This is a genomic window from Streptomyces sp. NPDC002513 (genome assembly GCF_053595355.1).
The window spans coordinates 32,792-50,641 of record NZ_JBSFXK010000053.1; the positions used below are offsets into that span (position 1 = coordinate 32,792).

Sequence of the window (17,850 nt, forward strand, 5' to 3'; positions counted from 1 at the left end):
AGTCCGGGTGGCCGCGGCTCCGGTGGACCGCCGCCCCCACCACCCTGTCGGACGGTCTCCTTCCGCAACGCCGAAGGAGTGAAGGCGCACCGGAGTCGGGTTTCGCGGCCCGCCGAGTGCCGTCCGCAGTGGTGGGGTCAGGGGTGGTCGGCCGGAGCGCCGAGGTGGTCCCGGCCGTGTTCCGGGGCGGTACCGACAGGAGGCGGACGTGGGCACCATCGTGGACGAGGCTCAGAAGACCGGCGGTGTTCCGCTCCTCAAAGGACAGAAGGCGTTGGTCACCGGCGCCAACTCCGGGATCGGCAGGGCCACCGCCGTCGGTCTGGGCCGGATGGGCGCCGACGTCGTCGTCAACTACGTCGCCGACGCCGACTCCGCGGACCAGGTGGTGCGGGAGATCGAGGGCTTCGGGGTGCGCGCCTACGCCCACCAGGCGGACGTCTCCCAGGAGGACCAGGTCGTCGGCATGGTGTCCCGCATGGTGGAGGAGCTGGGCACCGTCGACATCCTGGTCGCCAACGCCGGTCTGCAGCGGGACGCCCGCCTCACGGACATGACCCTCACGCAGTGGCAGAAGGTCGTGGACGTCAATCTCACCGGGCAGTTCCTGTGCGCGCGGGAGGCGACCCGGGAGTTCCTGCGCCGGGGAGTGGTCCCCGAGGTGTCGTCGTCCGCCGGGAAGATCATCTGCATGAGCTCGGTGCACCAGACGATCCCCTGGGCGGGCCACGCGAACTACGCGGCCTCCAAGGGCGGCGTCCTGATGCTGATGGAAACCATGGCCCAGGAGCTGGCACCGCACCGTATCCGGGTCAACGGGGTCGCGCCCGGGGCGATCCGCACCCCCATCAACCGCAGCGCCTGGGACACCCCCCAGGCCGAGGCGAGCCTGCTGAACCTGATCCCGTACGGCAGGGTGGGCGAGCCGGAGGACATCGCGCGGGCGGTCGCCGTGCTGGCCTCCGACCTGCTCGACTACGTCGTCGGGGCCACCCTCTATGTCGACGGCGGTATGACCCTGTTCCCGGGCTTCGCCACGGGAGGCTGAGGCTGACGCGCGGTCTCCGGCATGGGTGCCCCCAAGCGTGCTACGAGCCCCGGCGGGGCACCCGGCTGCCGACCCGGGCCCTGCGCCGGAAGCGGCTCACCCCGGGGCGGTGGCGGACGCCGTCCACGAACAGGTCGTACACCGTGCCCGGCCCGTCGCGCGGGACCGGGGGACGGACGTCAAGAACGCGACCCGCGGTCCTGTTCCGCGCGCTCGGCGTTCCTCTCCTTGATGCGGGCGGCTTCCCTGCGGACCTCGGCCTGGGTGGCGCGTTCCTTCTCCAGCCACTCGGGCCGGTCCTGCTTGAGCGCCTCGATCTGCTCGGTGGTGAGGGGCTCCGTGACCCCGCCGCGCGCGAGACCCGCGATGGACACGCCCAGCTTCTCCGCCACCACCGGGCGGGGGTGCGGGCCGTTGAGCCGCAGCTCCCGCAGCCACTCGGGCGGATTCGCCTGGAGCTCGTTCAGCTCGGTGCGCGAGACGACACCCTCCTGGAACTCGGCGGGGGTGGCGGGGAGGTACACACCCAGCTTCTTCGCCGCGGTCGCGGGCTTCATCGTCTGGGCGGTCTGGTGCGACTTCATGGTGTCCAGACTATCCGCCGGGTACGAGCCCTTTGACCACGCCCGGTAACCTGGCGGGGTGACAGGCTCGGAAGTACCTCCCGCGTTCCGGCTCGCGTACGTCCCCGGGGTGACGCCCGCCAAGTGGGTGCGGATCTGGAACGAGCGCCTGCCCGATGTCTCTTTGGCCCTGCTCCAGGTGCCGGCGGCACAGGCCCCTGAGGTACTGCGCGACCGGGCGGCCGACGCGGGGCTCGTCCGGCTGCCGGTGGACCGCACCTTCTTCAGCGCGATCCCCCTCTACACCGAGACGACGGTCGTCGTCGTCCCCAAGGAGCACCTGGTGACAGCCGTGGACGAGGTGTCCCTGGGAGACCTCGCCGACGAGGTCCTGTTCCACCCCCTCGACGACGTCCTGGGCTGGGAGCAGCCGCCGGGGCGGCCCGCGTTCGAGCGGCCCGCCACGACGGAGGACGCGATCGAGCTGGTGGCGGCAGGTGTGGGGGTTCTCGTCGTCCCGCAGTCGCTGGCGCGGCTGTATCACCGCCGGGACGTCACCTACCGGCCCGTCGTGGACGCCCCCCAGTCGGGCGTGGCCCTCGCCTGGCCGGAGGACGCGACCACGGACCTGGTCGAGGACTTCATCGGGATCGTGCGCGGGCGGACGGTGAACAGCACGCGGGGGCGCACTCCGGCTCAGGCCGGCGCGCAGCCCCAGCAGACGCGCCCCGACACGGCCGGCGCCCGGCGCCAGCCCGCGGCGGGCAAGACGGCGGGGAAGTCCGGAAGGTCGGGGAAGCCGACGGGCCGGAGCGCGCGGAGCGGTTCCGGCGGATCCCAGGCCAGCAACCGGCGCGGCAAGCCCCGCCGCCGCTCGTAGACGCCCGGCGCCGATCGTGGTCGGCGGGGACGCCACTCGAGGTGTCGCACAACGGGTGGCCCGGCCGTCCGGGGCGGTCAGGTCGGGGCCGTGCGGCCGATCGACTCCACCAGCGGCAGCAGCCGGTGCGGCACGCGCTCGCGCAGCGCCACCTCCGTGCGGGTGCGCACGACCCCCGGCAGGCTGATCAGTGTCTGGATCACGTCCTCAAGGTGCTCGTTGTCCCGCGCCACGACCCGGGTCATCAGATCACCGCCCCCGGTGATCGAGAACGCCTCGACGATCTCCGGCACGGCCGCGAGCGCGTCGCCCACGTCGTCCAGGTGCCCCTGGGTGACCTCGATGTGCACGAACGCGAGCACCGGGTGGCCGAGCGCGGCGGGGGACAGGGAAGGGCCCGTACCGGTGATCACTCCGTCGCGCTCCAGGCGGTCCAGCCGGGCCTGGAGGGTGCCGCGCGCGATGCCCAGGATCCGCGCGTACTCCCGCACGCTAGTGCGCGGCTGCTGAATCAGCAGCCGCAGGATACGGGTGTCGAGTCCGTCCACGGCCATGGTCCGTTGGCCTCCCTGGTGCCCGGCTGGATCTGGCACGACTGTACCAATGGCTCAGTGGGCGGCCAGCCGCTTGAGCCACTTCCCTGCTGATGCTTTCCTTGGGGCCATCAATGGCGCCGCGCAGCGCAGGACCGGTGACGAAGCCGGAAACCGTGCCCGCGGCGCCATTCCCATGTCCGGGCGGCACACAGACACGCGGGGGGCGGATTTCCCACGGTGAAGAAGATGTTCATGGCTCCGGATCCGGGGCTGTTCCGGCTGCGGGTCTCGCTGCGCGCGGTCCTCGGCATCGGCGTCGCCGTGACCGCGTGCGCGTCGGCCGGGCTGTCCCTGCCCGCCTCGATCACCGGCGGGCTCGCCGCGCTTCTCGCGCTGTTCACGGTCGCCGACCCGACGGTGCGGGGCCAGGCGGTCACCACCGCGCTGCTGCCCGTCGTCGGCCTGCCCGTCCTCGCGGTCGCGACCGTCCTGCACGGGGTGCCGGCGGTGCGGGACGCGGCATGGCTCGTGGTGGTCTTCGCCGGTGTGTACGCCCGCCGCTGGGGTCCGCGGGGCAACGCGCTCGGCATCTTCGCCTTCATGACGTTCTTCGTCGCGCAGTTCCTGCACGCCGTCCCGGATCGGCTGCCGGAGCTGTGCGCGGCCGTGGCGCTGTCGCTGGCCGCCGCGGCGGCGGTCCGGTTTCTGTGGTGCGTCGAGCGCCGTACGCCGCTGCCCGCCGTACCCGCGCCGCTCGACGGGCGAGGCCTGGCCCGGCCCGCCACCCGGCAGGCCTTCCAGGCGACGGCCGCCTGTGCCTTCGCGGTCGTCGTGGGCCAGGCGCTGTCGTACGAGCGCTGGTACTGGGCCGTCGGCACCACCTGGTGGATCTTCGTGAACACCGCCTCGCGCGGCGAGACGCTGGTCCGCGGCTTCCGGCGGGTCGTCGGCACGGTCACCGGCATCGTCGCCGGGCTGCTGGTCGCCGTGCCGCTGCACGGCGCCCCCGCGCCCACGGCCGCGCTCATCGCCGCCTGCGTGTTCGGGATCTTCTACACGGCTGCGCCGTCCTACAGCTGGATGATGTTCTTCGTCACCGTCATGGCGGGCCTGCTGTACGGGCTGCTCGGCGTCCTGCGCCCCGGTCTGCTCGGTCTGCGCCTCGCGGAGACGGGCGTCGGGGCGCTCGGCGCCGCGCTCGCCGTCGTGCTCGTCCTGCCGATCACCACCCACGCGGTCACCGACCGATGGGTGCGCCGGGCCGTGCACGCCGTGCACGGCTGCACCGCAGCGGCGGCGCGGCGGCTCGCGGGCGACACAGAGGCGGACCCCGCGTTCCGCGCCGCCGAGCTGGAGGCGCTGCTGAGGCGGGTGCGGCAGGCCCTCGCACCGCTGGTGCACCCGCTGAACCCGCTGCGGGCCCGCAAGGCCCGGGCCCGGCAGGTGCTCGCCCTGCTCGACATGTGCGCCCGGGAGACCCGCGGCCTGGTGGCCGTGGCAGCCGACCCCGACGCCTCGCACGACGCACGCCTCACCGCCGCGTGCCGGCGTGTCGAGGCCGCGGTGGAGGCACTGCTCGGCGCGGTCCCGGAGCGCGTGCTCGCGGCGCACCCGGGTGCCCCCGGCCACCACCCGGGCGCCAAGCAGGCGCTCGGCCACCTCCACGGCCTGGAACGGGCCCTGCTCGCACTGGCCGCGCCGCTGCGCGGCTCGTCGCCGGCCCAGGCCTGACTTTTCCCGCACGCCGCCCCTTGGTCTAGACCTACTGCTACGGTCGTCCCGGCAGCGCGTCGACGAGAGGGGACGGCAGTGGCGGACGGCGGCGGGCGGCGGGCGTACATCGGCTCGTTCACCACGGCGGGAGGGCGCGGCATCCTCACGGCCGAAGTCGATCCGGACAGCGGAGCCCTGACCGTCCTCAGCGCCCTGAACGGGCTGCCCGACCCGTCTTACCTGGCCCTGTCCGGGGAGATGCTGTACGCGGTCAGCGAGGCACCCGACGGTGCGGTCGCCGCGTACCGTCTCGACGATCACCGGCTCGAACCCGCCGGTCCGCCGGTCCGCGTCGGCGGCGAACCCACGCATCTGAGCCTGCACGACGGTCATGTCCTGACCGCCGACTACGGCTCCGGCAGCGTCACCGCCGTCCCCCTGCGCGCCGAGGGAACCCTGGCGGACCGCGCGTCCGGCGTGCTCCGGCATCGGGGCGCGGGGCCCGTTCCGCGGCTACAGGAGGGTCCCCACGCCCATCAGGTACAGCCCGACCCGAGCGGTCGCTGGGTGGTCAGCGTCGACCTGGGCACGGACTCCGTCCGCGTGTGCGTACTTCGGGACGGGGCCGTGCTGCTGCACCGCGAGACGCCACTGCCCGCCGGGTCGGGCCCGCGCCAGCTGGTCTTCCATCCGGACGGCGACCGCGCCTACGTCCTGAACGAGCTGACGCCGACCGTCACCGTCTGCCGCTGGGACGCCGGGGCGGGAGTCCTCGAACCGGTCGCCGAGACGCCGGTGCTGCCCGAACCGCCCATGGGCGACGCCTACCCGTCGGGAATCGTCGCCTCGCCCGACGGGCGCTTCGTATGGACCGCGACCCGGGGACAGGACCTGCTGTCCGTGCTCGCCGTCGAGGGCGACGGGCTGCGGCCGGTGGCCGCGGTGCCGTGCGGGGGCATCTGGCCGCGGGCGATCGCCCTGTCGAAAGGGTTCCTCTACGTCGCCAACGAACGGTCCGGGGACGTGACCTGGTTCGCGCTGAACAGGGAGACCGGCCTGCCGCGGCGTGGCGGTTCGGTGGAGGCGCCGGCGGCCTCCTGCGTCGTCTTCCGCTGACCAGGGCTCTCCTGTGCCCTCGACAGCCGTCCTGTGCACCGGTAGGGCAACGGGCCCCCGGGCCGGCGAAGCCAAGGGCCCGCTCCTGTGAGGGAAGCGGGCTCCTTGGCCGTACAGGTGCTCTGGTGCGGGGCTCAGCGGACCGGTGCGCCCTGCGGCTGCTGCGGGGCGATGCCGAGCGCCGTCATGTACTTGGCGAGCGTCAGCTTGCCGATCGCCGGATACGCGCCCAGGGCCTCGGCGGTGGGGCAGCCCGCCTCCTCGGCGGCCGCGTTCAGCAGACCGGCCTCCAGCTCCGGGCCGATCAGATACGGAGCGAGCGCGAGCTGCTGAGAACCCGATGAGCGCAACTGCTCGGCGATGCCCGCGATCGAGCCCTCCTGGTCCAGCGCAGCCGCCATCACCGGCACGGCGAGACGGGCGGCCAGCAGCATGCCGGTGATCCCGGCCGCCTGCACGGCCTCCTCGCCGCCGACGGTCGCGAGGATGATGCCGTCGGCGGCCGTCGCCACGGTGAACAGACGGGCACGGTCGGCGCGGGCCAGACCGGCCTCCGACAGGCGCACGTGCAGCGCCTCGGCGAGCAGCGGGTGCGGGCCGAGCACATCGGTGAGCTCGGCCGCGACGCGACTGTCCATCACGGCCTGGCGGATCCGGCGCAGCAGCGCGCTGTCCGGACCGGCCAGCAGGGGCACCACGATGGCGACGGGACCCTCGGGCGCCTTGGTCTCCACGCCGGCCGCGACCGCCTGCTCGTAGCGGGCGGTGCGCGCCTCGGCGGCCTGGGTGAGGACCGACTGCAGCGTGGGGAACTCGGAGTCGTCCCCGTCCACGTAACCGATCTGCGCGTCGAGACCGGGCAGCTCGGAACGCGCGATGCTCACGACCTCCTCGGCGAGGCTGCGCGTGGCGGCGCTGGGCGTGCCCGGCACCGCGAGGACGAGCGCGGGCGCGCCTTCGGGAGCCGCCAGCGGCTCGGGGCGGCGGTGCCGCCCGGGCTGGCGGGGTCGCGGCATTCGTACAGGCAGGCCGGATGCCGGCCCAGTGGGGGAGCTCATGGCGCCGCATGCTACTGGCTTTGTGGGCTTCCCTGTTCGGGGAGGGTGCAGGTGAGCGGTATCCGTCCGGTTTTGTCGGATGAGTTACGTACGGATGAGAAGTGATCGATACGGTGCGACTTTCCCGTCACGCACCGCGATTATCATCCCACTCCCGGCAAAGGAGACCACTCGCCTTTTTCGGTCACGACGTACGGCGGTCGTTCGTCGCAGGGCAGTTGGAGCGCATCGTCCGCCGGGGCGAGTGCGATCCGCACGGCCCCGCGCGGCGGGTCGCACTCGGCAGGGACCGGCGGAGCGTGCGGAAGCCGATGCGCCAACTCCTTCCGCGGCGGCGCTGCGAGGCGGCGGGACGAGGACCGGGCCCCGCATACCGAACCGGCCACCGCTCAGGGCGACTCGAGGGCTGCCGGAGGAGGGTGCGCGGCCTTTCCCCGGACGTGAGGGGGTCCGTCGCGACCGAGACCGGACCATGGCCGCGCGGGCAAGGGCGACTCGCAGGCCCGTACCTCCCGAGTCCACGGTGCGGACGGTCTGCGGCGCCGTTGTGTCCGTGCCCGCCGCCGTGTCGGCCGCAGGGCCCGGCGGTGTCACGGCAGGCGCCAGTCCACCGGCTGTGCGCCCTGCCTGAGCAACAGGTCGTTGGCGCGGCTGAACGGGCGTGAGCCGAAGAAGCCCCGGTCCGCCGACATCGGGGACGGGTGCGCGGACTCGACCGACGGCAACTCGCCGAGCAGGGGCCGCAGATTGCGGGCGTCTCGGCCCCACAGAATGGACACCAGGGGCTTGCCACGTGCCGCCAGCGCGCGGATCGCCTGCTCGGTGACCTCTTCCCAGCCCTTCCCCCGGTGTGCCGCGGGACGGCGCGGAGCCGTGGTCAGCGCCCTGTTGAGCAACAGCACGCCCTGCTGGGTCCAGGGCGTGAGATCGCCGTTGGACGGCTGAGGCAGGCCCAGGTCGGTGTTCAGCTCCCGGAAGATGTTGATCAGGCTGCCCGGCAGCGGACGGACGTCCGGGGCGACCGAGAACGACAGTCCCACCGCGTGTCCCGGGGTCGGGTACGGATCCTGTCCGACGATCAGGACGCGAACGTCGTCGAAGGGCTGCTGGAAGGCCCGCAGGACATTCGGCCCGGCGGGGAGGTAGGTACGCCCCGCGGCGATCTCCGTGCGCAGGAAGTCGCCCATCTCGGCGATCCTTCCGGCCACGGGTTCCAGGGCCTTCGCCCAGCCGGGTTCGACGATCTCATGCAACGGTCGTGGTGCCACGGGCGTCACCCTACTGCCGGTCGCACGCCGATGATCAACCGGTGGCCCGAGGCCGACCGGGAATGATCGTGTGAGTCACGAACGGGGCACGGGATGTGCGGATGTGACCGAGCGTAAGTCCTTCCTCTCCAGGGTTGTCTCAGGAGTCGTCGTCCGGCCGGCCAGGGGGCGCCGGGGCCGCCGTCCTGCCGGTGCCGGATCAGGCGATCACCGCCGCCCGTACACACAGCACGTCCGGCAGATGGGAGGCGAGCTGCCGCCAGCTGTCGCCGTCGTCCGCCGATGCGTACAACTCGCCGTTGCGATTGCCGAAGTACACGCCCGCGGGATCTCCGTCGTCCGTACACAGGGCGTCGCGCAGCACCGTGCCGTAATGGTCCTCGTCGGGCAGGCCGGCCGTGAGCGGCTCCCAGCTCCTGCCCGCGTCCGCCGTCCGGAAGACGCGGCACCGGTGGCCGGCCGGAACCCGGTCCGCGTCCGCGTTGATGGGGAAGACATACGCCGTGTCCCCGCGATGCGGATGGGTGGCCGCGGCGAATCCGAACGTGGAGGGCAGCCCGTCCCCGATGTCCGTCCAGCGTGCGCCCCCGTCGTCGCTTCTGTACACCCCCCAGTGGTTCTGCAGATACAGCCGGTCCGGGACCGCCGCGTCCTGCGCGATCTTGTGGACGCACTGGCCGAACTCCGGGTTCGGATCGGGCAGGAAGACCGCGGACACCCCCGAGTTGGACGGCTCCCAGCTCGCGCCGCCGTCCCGGGTCCGGAACACCCCGGCCGTCGACACGGCGACCGTCACGGCCTGCGGGTCGCGGCTGTCGGTCACCACCGTGTGCAGGCCCTCGCCACCGCCGCCCGGCACCCATCTGCCACGCGTCGGGTGCTCCCACAGCGGACGCACCAGTTCGAAGCTCTCGCCGCGGTCCTCCGAGCGGTAGAGCGCGGCCGGCTCCGTGCCCGCGTACACGACGTCCGGCTCCGCGGCCGCCGGGTGCAACTGCCATACGCGCTCCAGCGAAGCGCCGGTGCCCTGGGGGAACTTGACGGCGGGCCGGGCCGGCTCGGTCCAGGTGCGGCCCAGGTCGTCGGAGTGGAAGACGGACGGTCCCCAGTGCGCGCTGTCCCCTCCGGCCAGCAGGCGCGGGGTCGCACCGCGGGTATCGATGGCGATGGAGTAGATCGCCTGCGCGTTGAAGTACGGACTTTCGTCGAACTCCCATGCGCCGCCCCGTCGCCGCGCGATGAACAGTCCTTTGCGGGTGCCCACGGTGAGCAGTACCTCGGTCATGCCGACCACCTCCGAAACGTCGTTGTTCCAGACACGGGCCAGTCTGCACCCAGGCACTGACAGTCACCCCGGGACACCTTGTTCGCGCAGGTCACGTGCCGTGTTGACGGAAGACGGGGAGGGACCCGCCCGGGGTTGGACCCGGAGACGGCGGACGTCACGTGAGCGGCGGCGGCCCGGCTCCCGTACGAGAGGGCGTTCGGGAGCGTCCGTGTGCGCGTGAGAAGGAGGGCATCGATGAGGCGGCTGCCATCGGTGACGGTGTTCCGCGGTCCCAGGGTGTGGTGGTGGCGGTGGCGGCGCAATCCGCTGCGGCGCCGCAGCGACGTGCTGGAGGCCTGGGTCGTGCTCACCGTGTGGGTGGTGACCGTGGTCGGGGGAGTGCTGACGGGGCTGGCGGCGACGCACTCCGTGGAGCACGGCCTGGCCCGGGAGCGGGCCGAGTGGCGCCCGGTCGTGGCCCTTCTCACCCGGGACGCGCCGAAGGCGACGACCGCGTCCGGTGCGGGACGCGTCTGGGCGGACGTGCGCTGGACCGGGACCGACGGCCGGTCCCACGCGGGCCAGGCACGTGCGGCCGCCGGCAGCCGGGCGGGCGCGGCCGTCACGGTGTGGACGGACGGCAACGGCTCTTTGGTGACCCGTCCCGCCTCCCCGTCCGCGGCCCGGATACGCGCGGCGATGGTCGGGGTGCTGGTCGGGACGAGCGTCGCGACGGTTCCGTACCTGGTCGGGCGCATCGTCCGCGAGCGCCTGGAACGGCGCCGCATGGCCCGGTGGGACGCGTCCTGGGCGCGGTTCGGCCCGATGTGGGGCCGCAAGACGGGCTGACCCGGCCCGGGCCTTCGGTCGCGTCTCCGCCTGGCCCTACGGGCGTACGCGTGGCCGGGGGCCCAGCCCCCGGCCTGCGGCTCCCTGACCCACATGAGATACCCCCCGGGGTAATCGTGTTAGCCTCCAGATACCCCGGGGGGTAATTCAGTCAGCAAAGGAGTGCCCGGTGTTCTTCATCGACACCATCGAGCTGTCGGGGCTCGGAAACCGCAGCTATCTCGCGGGCGGCGCGCACACGGCCGTGGCCGTCGACCCGCCCAGGGACATCGACCAGGTCATCGCCGCGGCCGCGCGGCGCGGCGTGCGGATCTCGCATGTCGTCGAGACACACCTCCACAACGACTACGTCTCCGGCGGGCTTGAACTGGCCCGCGTCAGCGGCGCCGCCTATCTGGTCCCGGCCGCCGCGCGGGTCTCGTTCGCACGGACCGCCGTGCACGACGGTGACACGGTGAAGATCGACACCGGCCTGACCCTGCGCGCGCTCGCGACCCCCGGGCACACGCCGCACCACACCTCGTACGTCCTGGAGGAGTCCGTCGTCCCGGAGGGATCCGCCGTCCCGTCGGAGTCGACCACGCCCGTGGCGGTGTTCACCGGCGGCTCGCTGCTCATCGGCGCGGTCGGCCGTCCCGACCTCGTCGAACCGCGGCTGACCGAGCGGCTCGCCCGTGCCCAGCACGCCTCCGTGCGCCGCCTGGCCGCCGAACTCGCGGACGACACCCCCGTGCTGCCCACACACGGCTTCGGCAGCTTCTGTGCCTCCGCACAGGCCGCCGGTACGGACACCACCATCGGCAAGGAGAAGGAGACCAACGCGGCCCTGCTGCGCGACGCCGACGCCTTCGTCGCGGACCTGCTGGCCGGCCTGGAGGACATACCCGCGTACTACGTGCACATGGGCCCCGCCAACGCCGAGGGCCCCGCACCGGTCGATCTGACCCCGCCCGCGGTCGCCGACGCCGAGGAGATCGCCGCGCGCCTGGCGGCGGGGGAGTGGGTGGTGGACCTGCGCAGCCGGGTCGCCTTCGCCAACGGGCATGTCGCGGGCTCGCTGAACTTCGAGGCGGGCGGGCAACTCGCCACCTATCTGGCCTGGCTCGTCCCGTGGGGCAAGCCCGTCACGCTGCTCGCCGAGTCGCCGGAGCAACTGGCGGCGGCGCAGCGCGAACTGACCCGGGTGGGCATCGACCGCCCGGCCGCGGCGGCCGTGGGCGGCCCCGCCTCCTGGATACCGGAAGGTGCGGCCCCGGCCTCCTTCCGGCGTGCCACCTTCGCCGATCTCGCGGCTCGGCGCACACGCGGGCGCACGGGCGGGGACGTCGTCGTCCTGGACGTCCGCCGTGCCGTCGAACGCGCCGACGGGCACGTCGAGGGATCGGTGCACATCCCCCTCCACACCTTGTACCGGCGCCTCCACGAGATCCCCGCGGGTGAGGTGTGGGTGCACTGCGCGGGCGGCATGCGCGCCGCGATCGCCGCGTCCCTGCTCGATGCCGCGGGCCGTTCCGTCGTCGCCGTCGACGACGGCTTCCCGGCAGCCGTGGCGGCCGGACTCACCGTGCGCGGGAGTCGTGACGGCGGCGGACCGGCCACGTGAGCACCCTGGTTCTCGCGCTGTCCGCCGGTGCCGTCATCGGCCTGGCGCTCGGGGCGCTCGGCGGCGGGGGGAGCGTTCTGGCCGTCCCCGCCCTGATCCATCTGCTCGGCTTCACACCGGTCGCCGCCACCACCGGGAGCCTGCTCATCGTGGCGGCGACGTCCGCGACCGCCCTGGTCGCACACGCTCGCGAGGGCAGCGTCCGCTGGCTGACGGGAAGCCTGTTCGCCGCGGCCGGCATCCTCCCCGCGATGCTCACCGCGGTCGTGGCGGCCAGAGTGCCCGCCCCGCTGCTGACCGGTGCCTTCGCCGTCGTCGCGGTGGCGGCCGCGCTGCGCATGCTGCGTCCGCGACCGGTGGCCGACGACCGGCGCGAGAGACGCGCGGCCCCCGCCGCCGCGGCCGGCGCGGGGCTCGGCGCGGTCACCGGGTTGCTCGGGGTCGGCGGCGGCTTCCTCGCCGTACCGGCACTGGTGAACGTCCTCGGACTGCGGATGCGGCTCGCGGTGGGCACCAGTCTGCTGGTCATCACGATCAACTCGCTGGCGGCACTCGTGGCCCGCACGGGCACGGTCGCCGGTCTGGACTGGTCCGTCGTCGGGCCCTTCGCCGGGGCGGCGGTCCTGGGCGCGTGGGACGGAAAGCGGCTCGCGGCCCGGATTTCCGGCGGCCTGCTGCAGCGGTACTTCGCGGTCGTGCTGCTCGCGGTGGCCGTGTTCATGCTGGTCAGCGCGGTCGTATGAACACCCGCCCGGTCAGGTGGACGACCGTCGCGTCACGCCAGCGACAGGAAGAGCTTCTCCAGACGCGCCCGCATCACCTCGCGGTCCTCGGTCGGCGTGGATCCGTCCTCGCCGTCGGTGAGGCACTGCTGCAGACCGGTCGCGATGATCGCGAAACCCGCCCGGTCGAGGGCACGGGAGGCGGCGGCGAGCTGCGTGACCACGTCCTCGCAGTCGCGGCCCTCCTCGATCATCCGGATCACACCGGAGATCTGGCCCTGCGCACGGCGCAGTCGGTTCAGCACGGCTCGTAGTTCGGCGCCCGCGAGATCCAGGTCCACGATCCCTCCTCAGGAATACCCCCGGGGGTAATCTACCCCGTTTCGGGGCAACAATGACAACCAAGGATGGCATTCATGTCCGACGCACAGACCACCACTCCGTACGCCCCGCCCGCCCTCGACGCCGCCGCGGCCCGGGCCCGGCTGGCCGATCTGACCGTCATCGACGTGCGGACGCCGGCCGAGTACGCCTCTGGGCATGTCCCGGGCGCGCTCAACATCCCCCTCGACGACCTCCGTGACGCTCTGCCCGTCCTTCGGGAGGCCGCCTCCCGTGGTGATGTGCTCATGGTCTGCGCCTCCGGCAACCGCTCGGCGACCGCGTGCGGGATCCTCGCCGAACACGGGGTGGCCGCGGCCACCCTCGTGGGCGGGACGACGGCGTGGGCCGCCGCCGGATATGAGGTGCGCCGCCCGGAGACCGGCGCGCGCCGGGTGTGGGGGATGGAGCGTCAGGTGAGGTTCGCCGCCGGCTCGCTGGTGCTGGTCGGCCTCGGGCTCGGCCGTCTGGCCCACCCGGCGTTCCGGCTGCTGTCCGCCGGCGTCGCGAGCGGCCTCGTCTACTCGGCCGTGACCGACACCTGCGGGATGGCCCGCCTGCTGGGCAAGCTCCCGCACAACCGGTCGTGCGGAGTGGGCCTGGACACCACTCTCGCCCGGCTGCGCGAACGCTGACGGGTTCGGCGGCGGGCGCCACGGTCGCGGCCCGAGCGGGCCGGCGCGGCCGGAGCCGGCCCGTGGCCCCGTACGACGGCGCCGCCGCGCCTGGTGATACGAGTCGGCCAGGGCGACCGCCGGTACGGAGTCCGTCGGACCGACCGCCGGTACCGAGTCCGTCGGACCGACCGCCGGTACGAAATCCGTCAGACCGACCGGCGGTACTGGTCCGGTATGTGCACCTCGGCGCCCCGTGCGCGGGCGGCGAGCCGGGCGAAGGACGGGTTGCGCAGGAGTTCGCGGCCCAGCAGCACCGCGTCCGCCTCGCCGTTCACGAGGATCTTCTCGGCCTGGTCGGCGTCGGTGATGAGTCCGACGGCGGCGACCGGCACAGACGTCTCCGCCTTCACCCGGGCGGCGAAGGGGACCTGGTAGCCGGGGCCCGTGGGGATGCGTACGCCCGCGGCGTTGGCCCCCGTCGAGACGTCGAGGAGGTCGATGCCGTGCGCCTGGAGGTCGGTCGCGAAGCGAACCGTGTCGTCGGGCGTCCAGCCGCCCTCGTCCAGCCAGTCGGTGGCCGAGATGCGGAAGAACACCGGCTTGTCGTCCGGCCACACCTCCCGCACGGCGTCGACGACCTCGAGCGGGAAGCGGGTGCGGTTCTCGTACGAGCCGCCGTAGGCGTCCGTGCGGTGGTTGGAGTGCGGGGAGAGGAACTCGTTGATGAGGTAGCCGTGCGCGCCGTGGATCTCGACGACCTCGAAGCCGGCGGCCAGGGCGCGGCGGGCGGAGTCCGCGAAGTGGTCCACTATGGTCCGGATGTCTTCCACGGTCAGCTCGGTCGGCACCGGGTGGCCCTGGTCGAAGGGGAGCGGGCTCGGGGCGAGGGGCTGCCAGGCGTACGCGTCGGGGCCGAGGGGAGCCCCGCCCTTCCAGGGCTGGGCGGTGGATGCCTTGCGTCCGCTGTGTCCGAGCTGGATGCCCGGGACCGTGTCCTGCTCCCGGAGGAAGCCCGTGATCCGGCGGAACGCCTCGGTCTGGGTGTCGTTCCACAGGCCCAGGTCGTACGGGGAGATACGGCCCTCGGGTGAGACCGCGGTGGCCTCGACGATGATCAGTCCGGTGCCACCGGTCGCGCGCGCCGCGTAGTGCGCGAAGTGCCAGTCGTGGGGGGCGCCCACCGCGGGCCCCTTCGGGGCCGCCGAGTACTGGCACATCGGGGGCATCCAGATCCGGTTCGGGATGCTCACGTCGCGCAGGGTGAGGGGTTCGAAGAGCGCGTTCACAGTGGACTCCGTTCGGGGCGGGGCCGGTGGGTCACTCGTACGATAGGCGTCGTAGTACGGTGAATGTCAAACTACGATACTTCTCGTACAATGACTCGGACAAGGAAAGGCCTTCCGGAGGAACCCCCGGACGAACTGGAGCCGTTGTGACCCCCGCCCCCGCCCCCGGCAGTCGTGACCTTCCGCACCCGGCGCGCGAGGAGATCCGCCTGGAGGCGGTACTGCACGCGCTCTCCGACCCCATGCGGCTGCGGATCGTGCGAGAACTGGCCACCGACGGCGACGAGCTGTCCTGTTCGCACTTCGACCTGCCTGTGACCAAATCCACGACCACGCACCACTTCCGGGTGCTTCGGGAGAGCGGGGTGATCCGGCAGGTCTACCGGGGCACGGCCAAGATGAACGGCCTGCGCAGGGACGATCTGGACGGTCTCTTCCCGGGGCTCCTGGACACCCTCCTGGCCGCCGCCGCCCACCAGGCCGTCCGCTCCGGTGACTGAACCGGCCTTCGAGGGAAGGCCCGGCAGCTCCACCGCCCGTCCGCGATCAGCGGCACGGGCACCGAGCCCCGCATATCGCGAGGATGCGCCGGGAGCCGAAGGCGGTGAGCCGACGCAGGGGCGGGACGTCGTCGACCGGGTCCACGGCTGTCGTCAGGGGGAGACGGTGGGCGGCTCAAACGGGCTGTTGATCTCGAGGCGGTTGCCGCTGTGGGTCGTGGTGCGCGGCGGTCTTGCGCGTGTCGCACCCCGCGGCGGTCATGAGCGACTGCCAGTCCGGGAGCTTCACCACCGTGCGGCCGAGCGAGACTCCCAGCTCCGCCTCCGCCCGCTCGATCGCCAGCCACCCCGGCCACTCGACGGGGGCGAGCCCGTCCGCGCGCAGCAGGGGGAGCGCGTCCTCGGGCACCTCACGCCCCACGAGCCCGGAGGCGTCCTCGAACAGCGAGGTCACCGTCTCCTTGGCACAGGGCCGGTTGGTGCCGATCACACCGGTCGGACCCCGTTTGATCCACCCGGCCACGTACTCGCCCGGTGAGACGGACCCGTCCCGCAGCACCCGTCCGGAGCGGTGGGGCACGGTGCCGCTCTTCGCGTCGAACGGCAGCCCCTCCAGCGGCACCCCGCGATAGCCGACCGAACGCAGCACCAGCTGGGCCTCCATGTCCTCGTAACGCCCGGTGCCCTTGATCCCGCCGGCCCCGTCGGGGACCGTCCGTTCGAAACGCACCGCGCCCACGTGGGCTTCCCCGGGCTCCGGGCTCCGCCCGGGCGCGGAGGTGCCTCCGGCGGGGAGCAGCTCCACCGGCCGCAGGAAGAACCGCAGCCGGATCCGGCGGGGGGCGTCTCGCGGGGGCGTTGCGGCCCAGGCGCGCAGCACCTCGACGTTGCGGCGCTGGGCGGCCGGCAGCCCGGACGGGTCGAGGTAGGCCGGGTCGAGCGCCAGCTCCTCCTCGTCCACGATCACCTCGGTGTCCGGCAAGGCGCCCAGTTCGCGCAGTTCCTTGGTGGTGAACCGGGCCTGCGAGGGGCCACGCCGGCCCACCATGTGGATCTCCCTGACCGTGCTGGCGGCCAGCGTGGTGAGCGCCGCCTGCGGCATGTCGGTGGGGCTCAGCTCCGTCACTCCCCGGGCCAGCATCCGGGTCACGTCCACCGCGACGTTCCCGACGCCGATCACCACGGCCGTGTGCGTCCCGCGCACGAAACCGTCGGTGACGGAGTCCGGGTGCGCGCTGTACCAGGACACGAACTCGGTCGCCGACCAACTCCCGGGCAACTCCTCGCCCGGGATGCCCAGATGCCGGTCGGTCGCGGCCCCCACGCAGTAGACCACCGCGTGGTACAGCTCGCGCAGCCGCGAGGGCGGCACCCCGCCCCCGCCCACCTCGACACCGCCGAGGAACCGGATCCGCTCGTGCTCCAGGACCGTGCGCAGATTGTTCTGCAGCGACTTGATCTTCTCGTGGTCGGGCGCCACGCCGTACCGAACCAGCCCGTACGGGCAGGGCAGCCGGTCGAGGACGTCGACCCGCACCTCCGGGTCCTGCTGGACGAGGCTCTGGGCGGTGTAGACCCCGCTCGGCCCGGAGCCGACGACGGCGACATTCAGCACGGCGGAACTCCCTCGCTGAGGAGATCGCTGGTGGCTCCAGCATTGCACCGCGCACGGCGGGAGGGGAGGGGGTGGCGCACTGGGCCGACGGGGTGCGGAGCGGGTTCCTGCCGTGCGTGGCTCTTCGCATGGTATGTGATCGATCGCTTACGTTGCGTATATGTTGGAAGCGTCCTTTGGGGATTTTTCCGATCACTTCCGATCCGACTTCCTTTCGGACGGGCCGGTGTCCGTCTGGCCCGCGTGGGAAGTGCAGGAGTGCGGGAGTGTCACGTCGTGGTTCGCGGTCCGGCTTGATCTGCCCGACGGGGGACGGGTGGACGTGCTCGCCGTGGCGGCCGGTGGACGCGTGGAGATCGAGGAGGTGAGGGCGCAACCGCCCCTGTCCCTCGGCGACCTGACGGCGCTCGCCGACTGGATCGAGGACCCCCTGCTCGAGGCGTGCGGCGCGCACTCCGCCCCGCCGCCCGAGTCCGCCGGTGCGCTCGCGACCCGCGACCGCCCCGCCTGGCCGCCCGGTGTCGAAGGGATGCGCCTGGCCGCCGAGGAGTACCTCGCGGCTCAGGGGCGGGGCGCCGATCCGGTGCTCGCGGTGATGTCCGCGACGGGCCGCAGCCGCCGCGGCTCGCTGAAGCTGATCGGTGGGGCGCGCGACGCCGGATTCCTGACGCCGCGTCACACAGACCGCTGAGCAGGGCACGCGCCGACCGCGGGGTCGCTGCCAGACCGTTTCGCTAGTGCCGCGGCAGGCAACGTTTGCCCGTTAAGGAGCGGCGTCCGGTGCGTGCTCTGGGGGTCCCCCCGGCCGAAGGCTGGGGGAGTGCCGGC

18 protein-coding genes are annotated in these 17,850 nt (G+C 73.0%); 10 read left to right on the forward strand and 8 right to left on the reverse strand.

Annotated features, from left to right (window positions below; all coding sequences use genetic code 11):
• Positions 1-208 precede the first annotated feature (208 nt).
• A complete protein-coding gene (locus ACWD5Q_RS27565) occupies positions 209-1,048 on the forward strand; it encodes an SDR family oxidoreductase (protein WP_451429748.1) in 840 nt (279 codons plus the stop codon).
• A 179-nt stretch (positions 1,049-1,227) separates the two neighbouring features.
• Here ACWD5Q_RS27565 and ACWD5Q_RS27570 read toward each other — a convergent pair whose 3' ends face one another.
• The gene (locus tag ACWD5Q_RS27570) at positions 1,228-1,632 is read right to left on the reverse strand and encodes a DUF5997 family protein (protein WP_451429749.1); all 405 of its coding nucleotides are present in this window, start codon (positions 1,630-1,632) and stop codon (positions 1,228-1,230) included.
• Positions 1,633-1,690: 58 nt separating this feature from the next.
• Between ACWD5Q_RS27570 and ACWD5Q_RS27575 the strand changes: the two genes are divergently transcribed.
• Complete coding sequence (locus ACWD5Q_RS27575; RefSeq protein ID WP_451429750.1) at positions 1,691-2,491, forward strand: LysR substrate-binding domain-containing protein; 801 nt, start codon at positions 1,691-1,693, stop codon at positions 2,489-2,491.
• A gap of 77 nt (positions 2,492-2,568) precedes the next feature.
• Here ACWD5Q_RS27575 and ACWD5Q_RS27580 read toward each other — a convergent pair whose 3' ends face one another.
• Positions 2,569-3,045 carry an Lrp/AsnC family transcriptional regulator gene (locus tag ACWD5Q_RS27580; RefSeq protein ID WP_451429751.1) on the reverse strand — a complete coding sequence of 159 codons (477 nt, stop codon included), beginning with the start codon at positions 3,043-3,045 and terminating at the stop codon, positions 2,569-2,571.
• A gap of 228 nt (positions 3,046-3,273) precedes the next feature.
• Between ACWD5Q_RS27580 and ACWD5Q_RS27585 the strand changes: the two genes are divergently transcribed.
• Together ACWD5Q_RS27585 and ACWD5Q_RS27590 are read left to right on the forward strand one after the other, a co-directional pair.
• Positions 3,274-4,758 carry an FUSC family protein gene (locus tag ACWD5Q_RS27585; protein WP_451429752.1) on the forward strand — a complete coding sequence of 495 codons (1,485 nt, stop codon included), beginning with the start codon at positions 3,274-3,276 and terminating at the stop codon, positions 4,756-4,758.
• A 78-nt stretch (positions 4,759-4,836) separates the two neighbouring features.
• Positions 4,837-5,856, forward strand: coding sequence for a lactonase family protein (locus ACWD5Q_RS27590; protein WP_451429753.1), 1,020 nt, complete (start codon positions 4,837-4,839; stop codon positions 5,854-5,856).
• A 134-nt stretch (positions 5,857-5,990) separates the two neighbouring features.
• On the opposite strand, the gene ACWD5Q_RS27595 is transcribed toward ACWD5Q_RS27590, so the two are convergent.
• The 3 genes from ACWD5Q_RS27595 to ACWD5Q_RS27605 all read right to left on the reverse strand — a co-directional run bounded on the left by ACWD5Q_RS27595 (position 5,991) and on the right by ACWD5Q_RS27605 (position 9,524).
• Positions 5,991-6,914 carry a sirohydrochlorin chelatase gene (locus ACWD5Q_RS27595; RefSeq protein WP_451429754.1) on the reverse strand — a complete coding sequence of 308 codons (924 nt, stop codon included), beginning with the start codon at positions 6,912-6,914 and terminating at the stop codon, positions 5,991-5,993.
• A 590-nt stretch (positions 6,915-7,504) separates the two neighbouring features.
• Positions 7,505-8,182, reverse strand: coding sequence for a uracil-DNA glycosylase (locus ACWD5Q_RS27600; protein ID WP_451429755.1), 678 nt, complete (start codon positions 8,180-8,182; stop codon positions 7,505-7,507).
• A gap of 199 nt (positions 8,183-8,381) precedes the next feature.
• Positions 8,382-9,524: a WD40/YVTN/BNR-like repeat-containing protein gene (locus ACWD5Q_RS27605; protein WP_451429756.1), complete on the reverse strand. Its 1,143-nt coding sequence runs from the start codon at positions 9,522-9,524 to the stop codon at positions 8,382-8,384.
• 180 nt (positions 9,525-9,704) lie between these two features.
• Here ACWD5Q_RS27605 and ACWD5Q_RS27610 point away from each other — a divergent pair, with 180 nt between their 5' ends.
• From ACWD5Q_RS27610 to ACWD5Q_RS27620, 3 genes are all read left to right on the forward strand, one after another.
• Positions 9,705-10,298 carry an Rv1733c family protein gene (locus ACWD5Q_RS27610; protein ID WP_451429757.1) on the forward strand — a complete coding sequence of 198 codons (594 nt, stop codon included), beginning with the start codon at positions 9,705-9,707 and terminating at the stop codon, positions 10,296-10,298.
• A 169-nt stretch (positions 10,299-10,467) separates the two neighbouring features.
• The gene (locus tag ACWD5Q_RS27615; RefSeq protein ID WP_451429758.1) at positions 10,468-11,901 is read left to right on the forward strand and encodes an MBL fold metallo-hydrolase; all 1,434 of its coding nucleotides are present in this window, start codon (positions 10,468-10,470) and stop codon (positions 11,899-11,901) included.
• On the forward strand, positions 11,898-12,644 hold the full coding sequence (locus ACWD5Q_RS27620) for a sulfite exporter TauE/SafE family protein (RefSeq protein ID WP_451429759.1): 747 nt from the start codon (positions 11,898-11,900) through the stop codon (positions 12,642-12,644). Before ACWD5Q_RS27615 ends, ACWD5Q_RS27620 begins: the two co-directional genes overlap by 4 nt.
• 32 nt (positions 12,645-12,676) lie before the next feature.
• Here ACWD5Q_RS27620 and ACWD5Q_RS27625 read toward each other — a convergent pair whose 3' ends face one another.
• Positions 12,677-12,964 carry a metal-sensitive transcriptional regulator gene (locus ACWD5Q_RS27625; RefSeq protein ID WP_451429760.1) on the reverse strand — a complete coding sequence of 96 codons (288 nt, stop codon included), beginning with the start codon at positions 12,962-12,964 and terminating at the stop codon, positions 12,677-12,679.
• 75 nt (positions 12,965-13,039) lie between these two features.
• On the opposite strand from ACWD5Q_RS27625, the gene ACWD5Q_RS27630 reads away from it, so the two are divergent.
• Positions 13,040-13,639: a rhodanese-like domain-containing protein gene (locus ACWD5Q_RS27630; RefSeq protein WP_451429761.1), complete on the forward strand. Its 600-nt coding sequence runs from the start codon at positions 13,040-13,042 to the stop codon at positions 13,637-13,639.
• A gap of 188 nt (positions 13,640-13,827) precedes the next feature.
• Here the strand turns inward: ACWD5Q_RS27630 and ACWD5Q_RS27635 are convergent, their stop codons facing one another.
• The gene (locus ACWD5Q_RS27635; RefSeq protein WP_451429762.1) at positions 13,828-14,907 is read right to left on the reverse strand and encodes an NADH:flavin oxidoreductase/NADH oxidase; all 1,080 of its coding nucleotides are present in this window, start codon (positions 14,905-14,907) and stop codon (positions 13,828-13,830) included.
• A 146-nt stretch (positions 14,908-15,053) separates the two neighbouring features.
• Between ACWD5Q_RS27635 and ACWD5Q_RS27640 the strand changes: the two genes are divergently transcribed.
• Complete coding sequence (locus tag ACWD5Q_RS27640) at positions 15,054-15,407, forward strand: ArsR/SmtB family transcription factor (protein ID WP_451429763.1); 354 nt, start codon at positions 15,054-15,056, stop codon at positions 15,405-15,407.
• A gap of 175 nt (positions 15,408-15,582) precedes the next feature.
• Here ACWD5Q_RS27640 and ACWD5Q_RS27645 read toward each other — a convergent pair whose 3' ends face one another.
• Positions 15,583-17,022, reverse strand: coding sequence for an FAD-dependent oxidoreductase (locus ACWD5Q_RS27645; protein ID WP_451429764.1), 1,440 nt, complete (start codon positions 17,020-17,022; stop codon positions 15,583-15,585).
• Positions 17,023-17,248: 226 nt separating this feature from the next.
• Between ACWD5Q_RS27645 and ACWD5Q_RS27650 the strand changes: the two genes are divergently transcribed.
• Positions 17,249-17,713: a DUF6214 family protein gene (locus tag ACWD5Q_RS27650; RefSeq protein WP_451429765.1), complete on the forward strand. Its 465-nt coding sequence runs from the start codon at positions 17,249-17,251 to the stop codon at positions 17,711-17,713.
• Positions 17,714-17,850 lie beyond the last annotated feature (137 nt).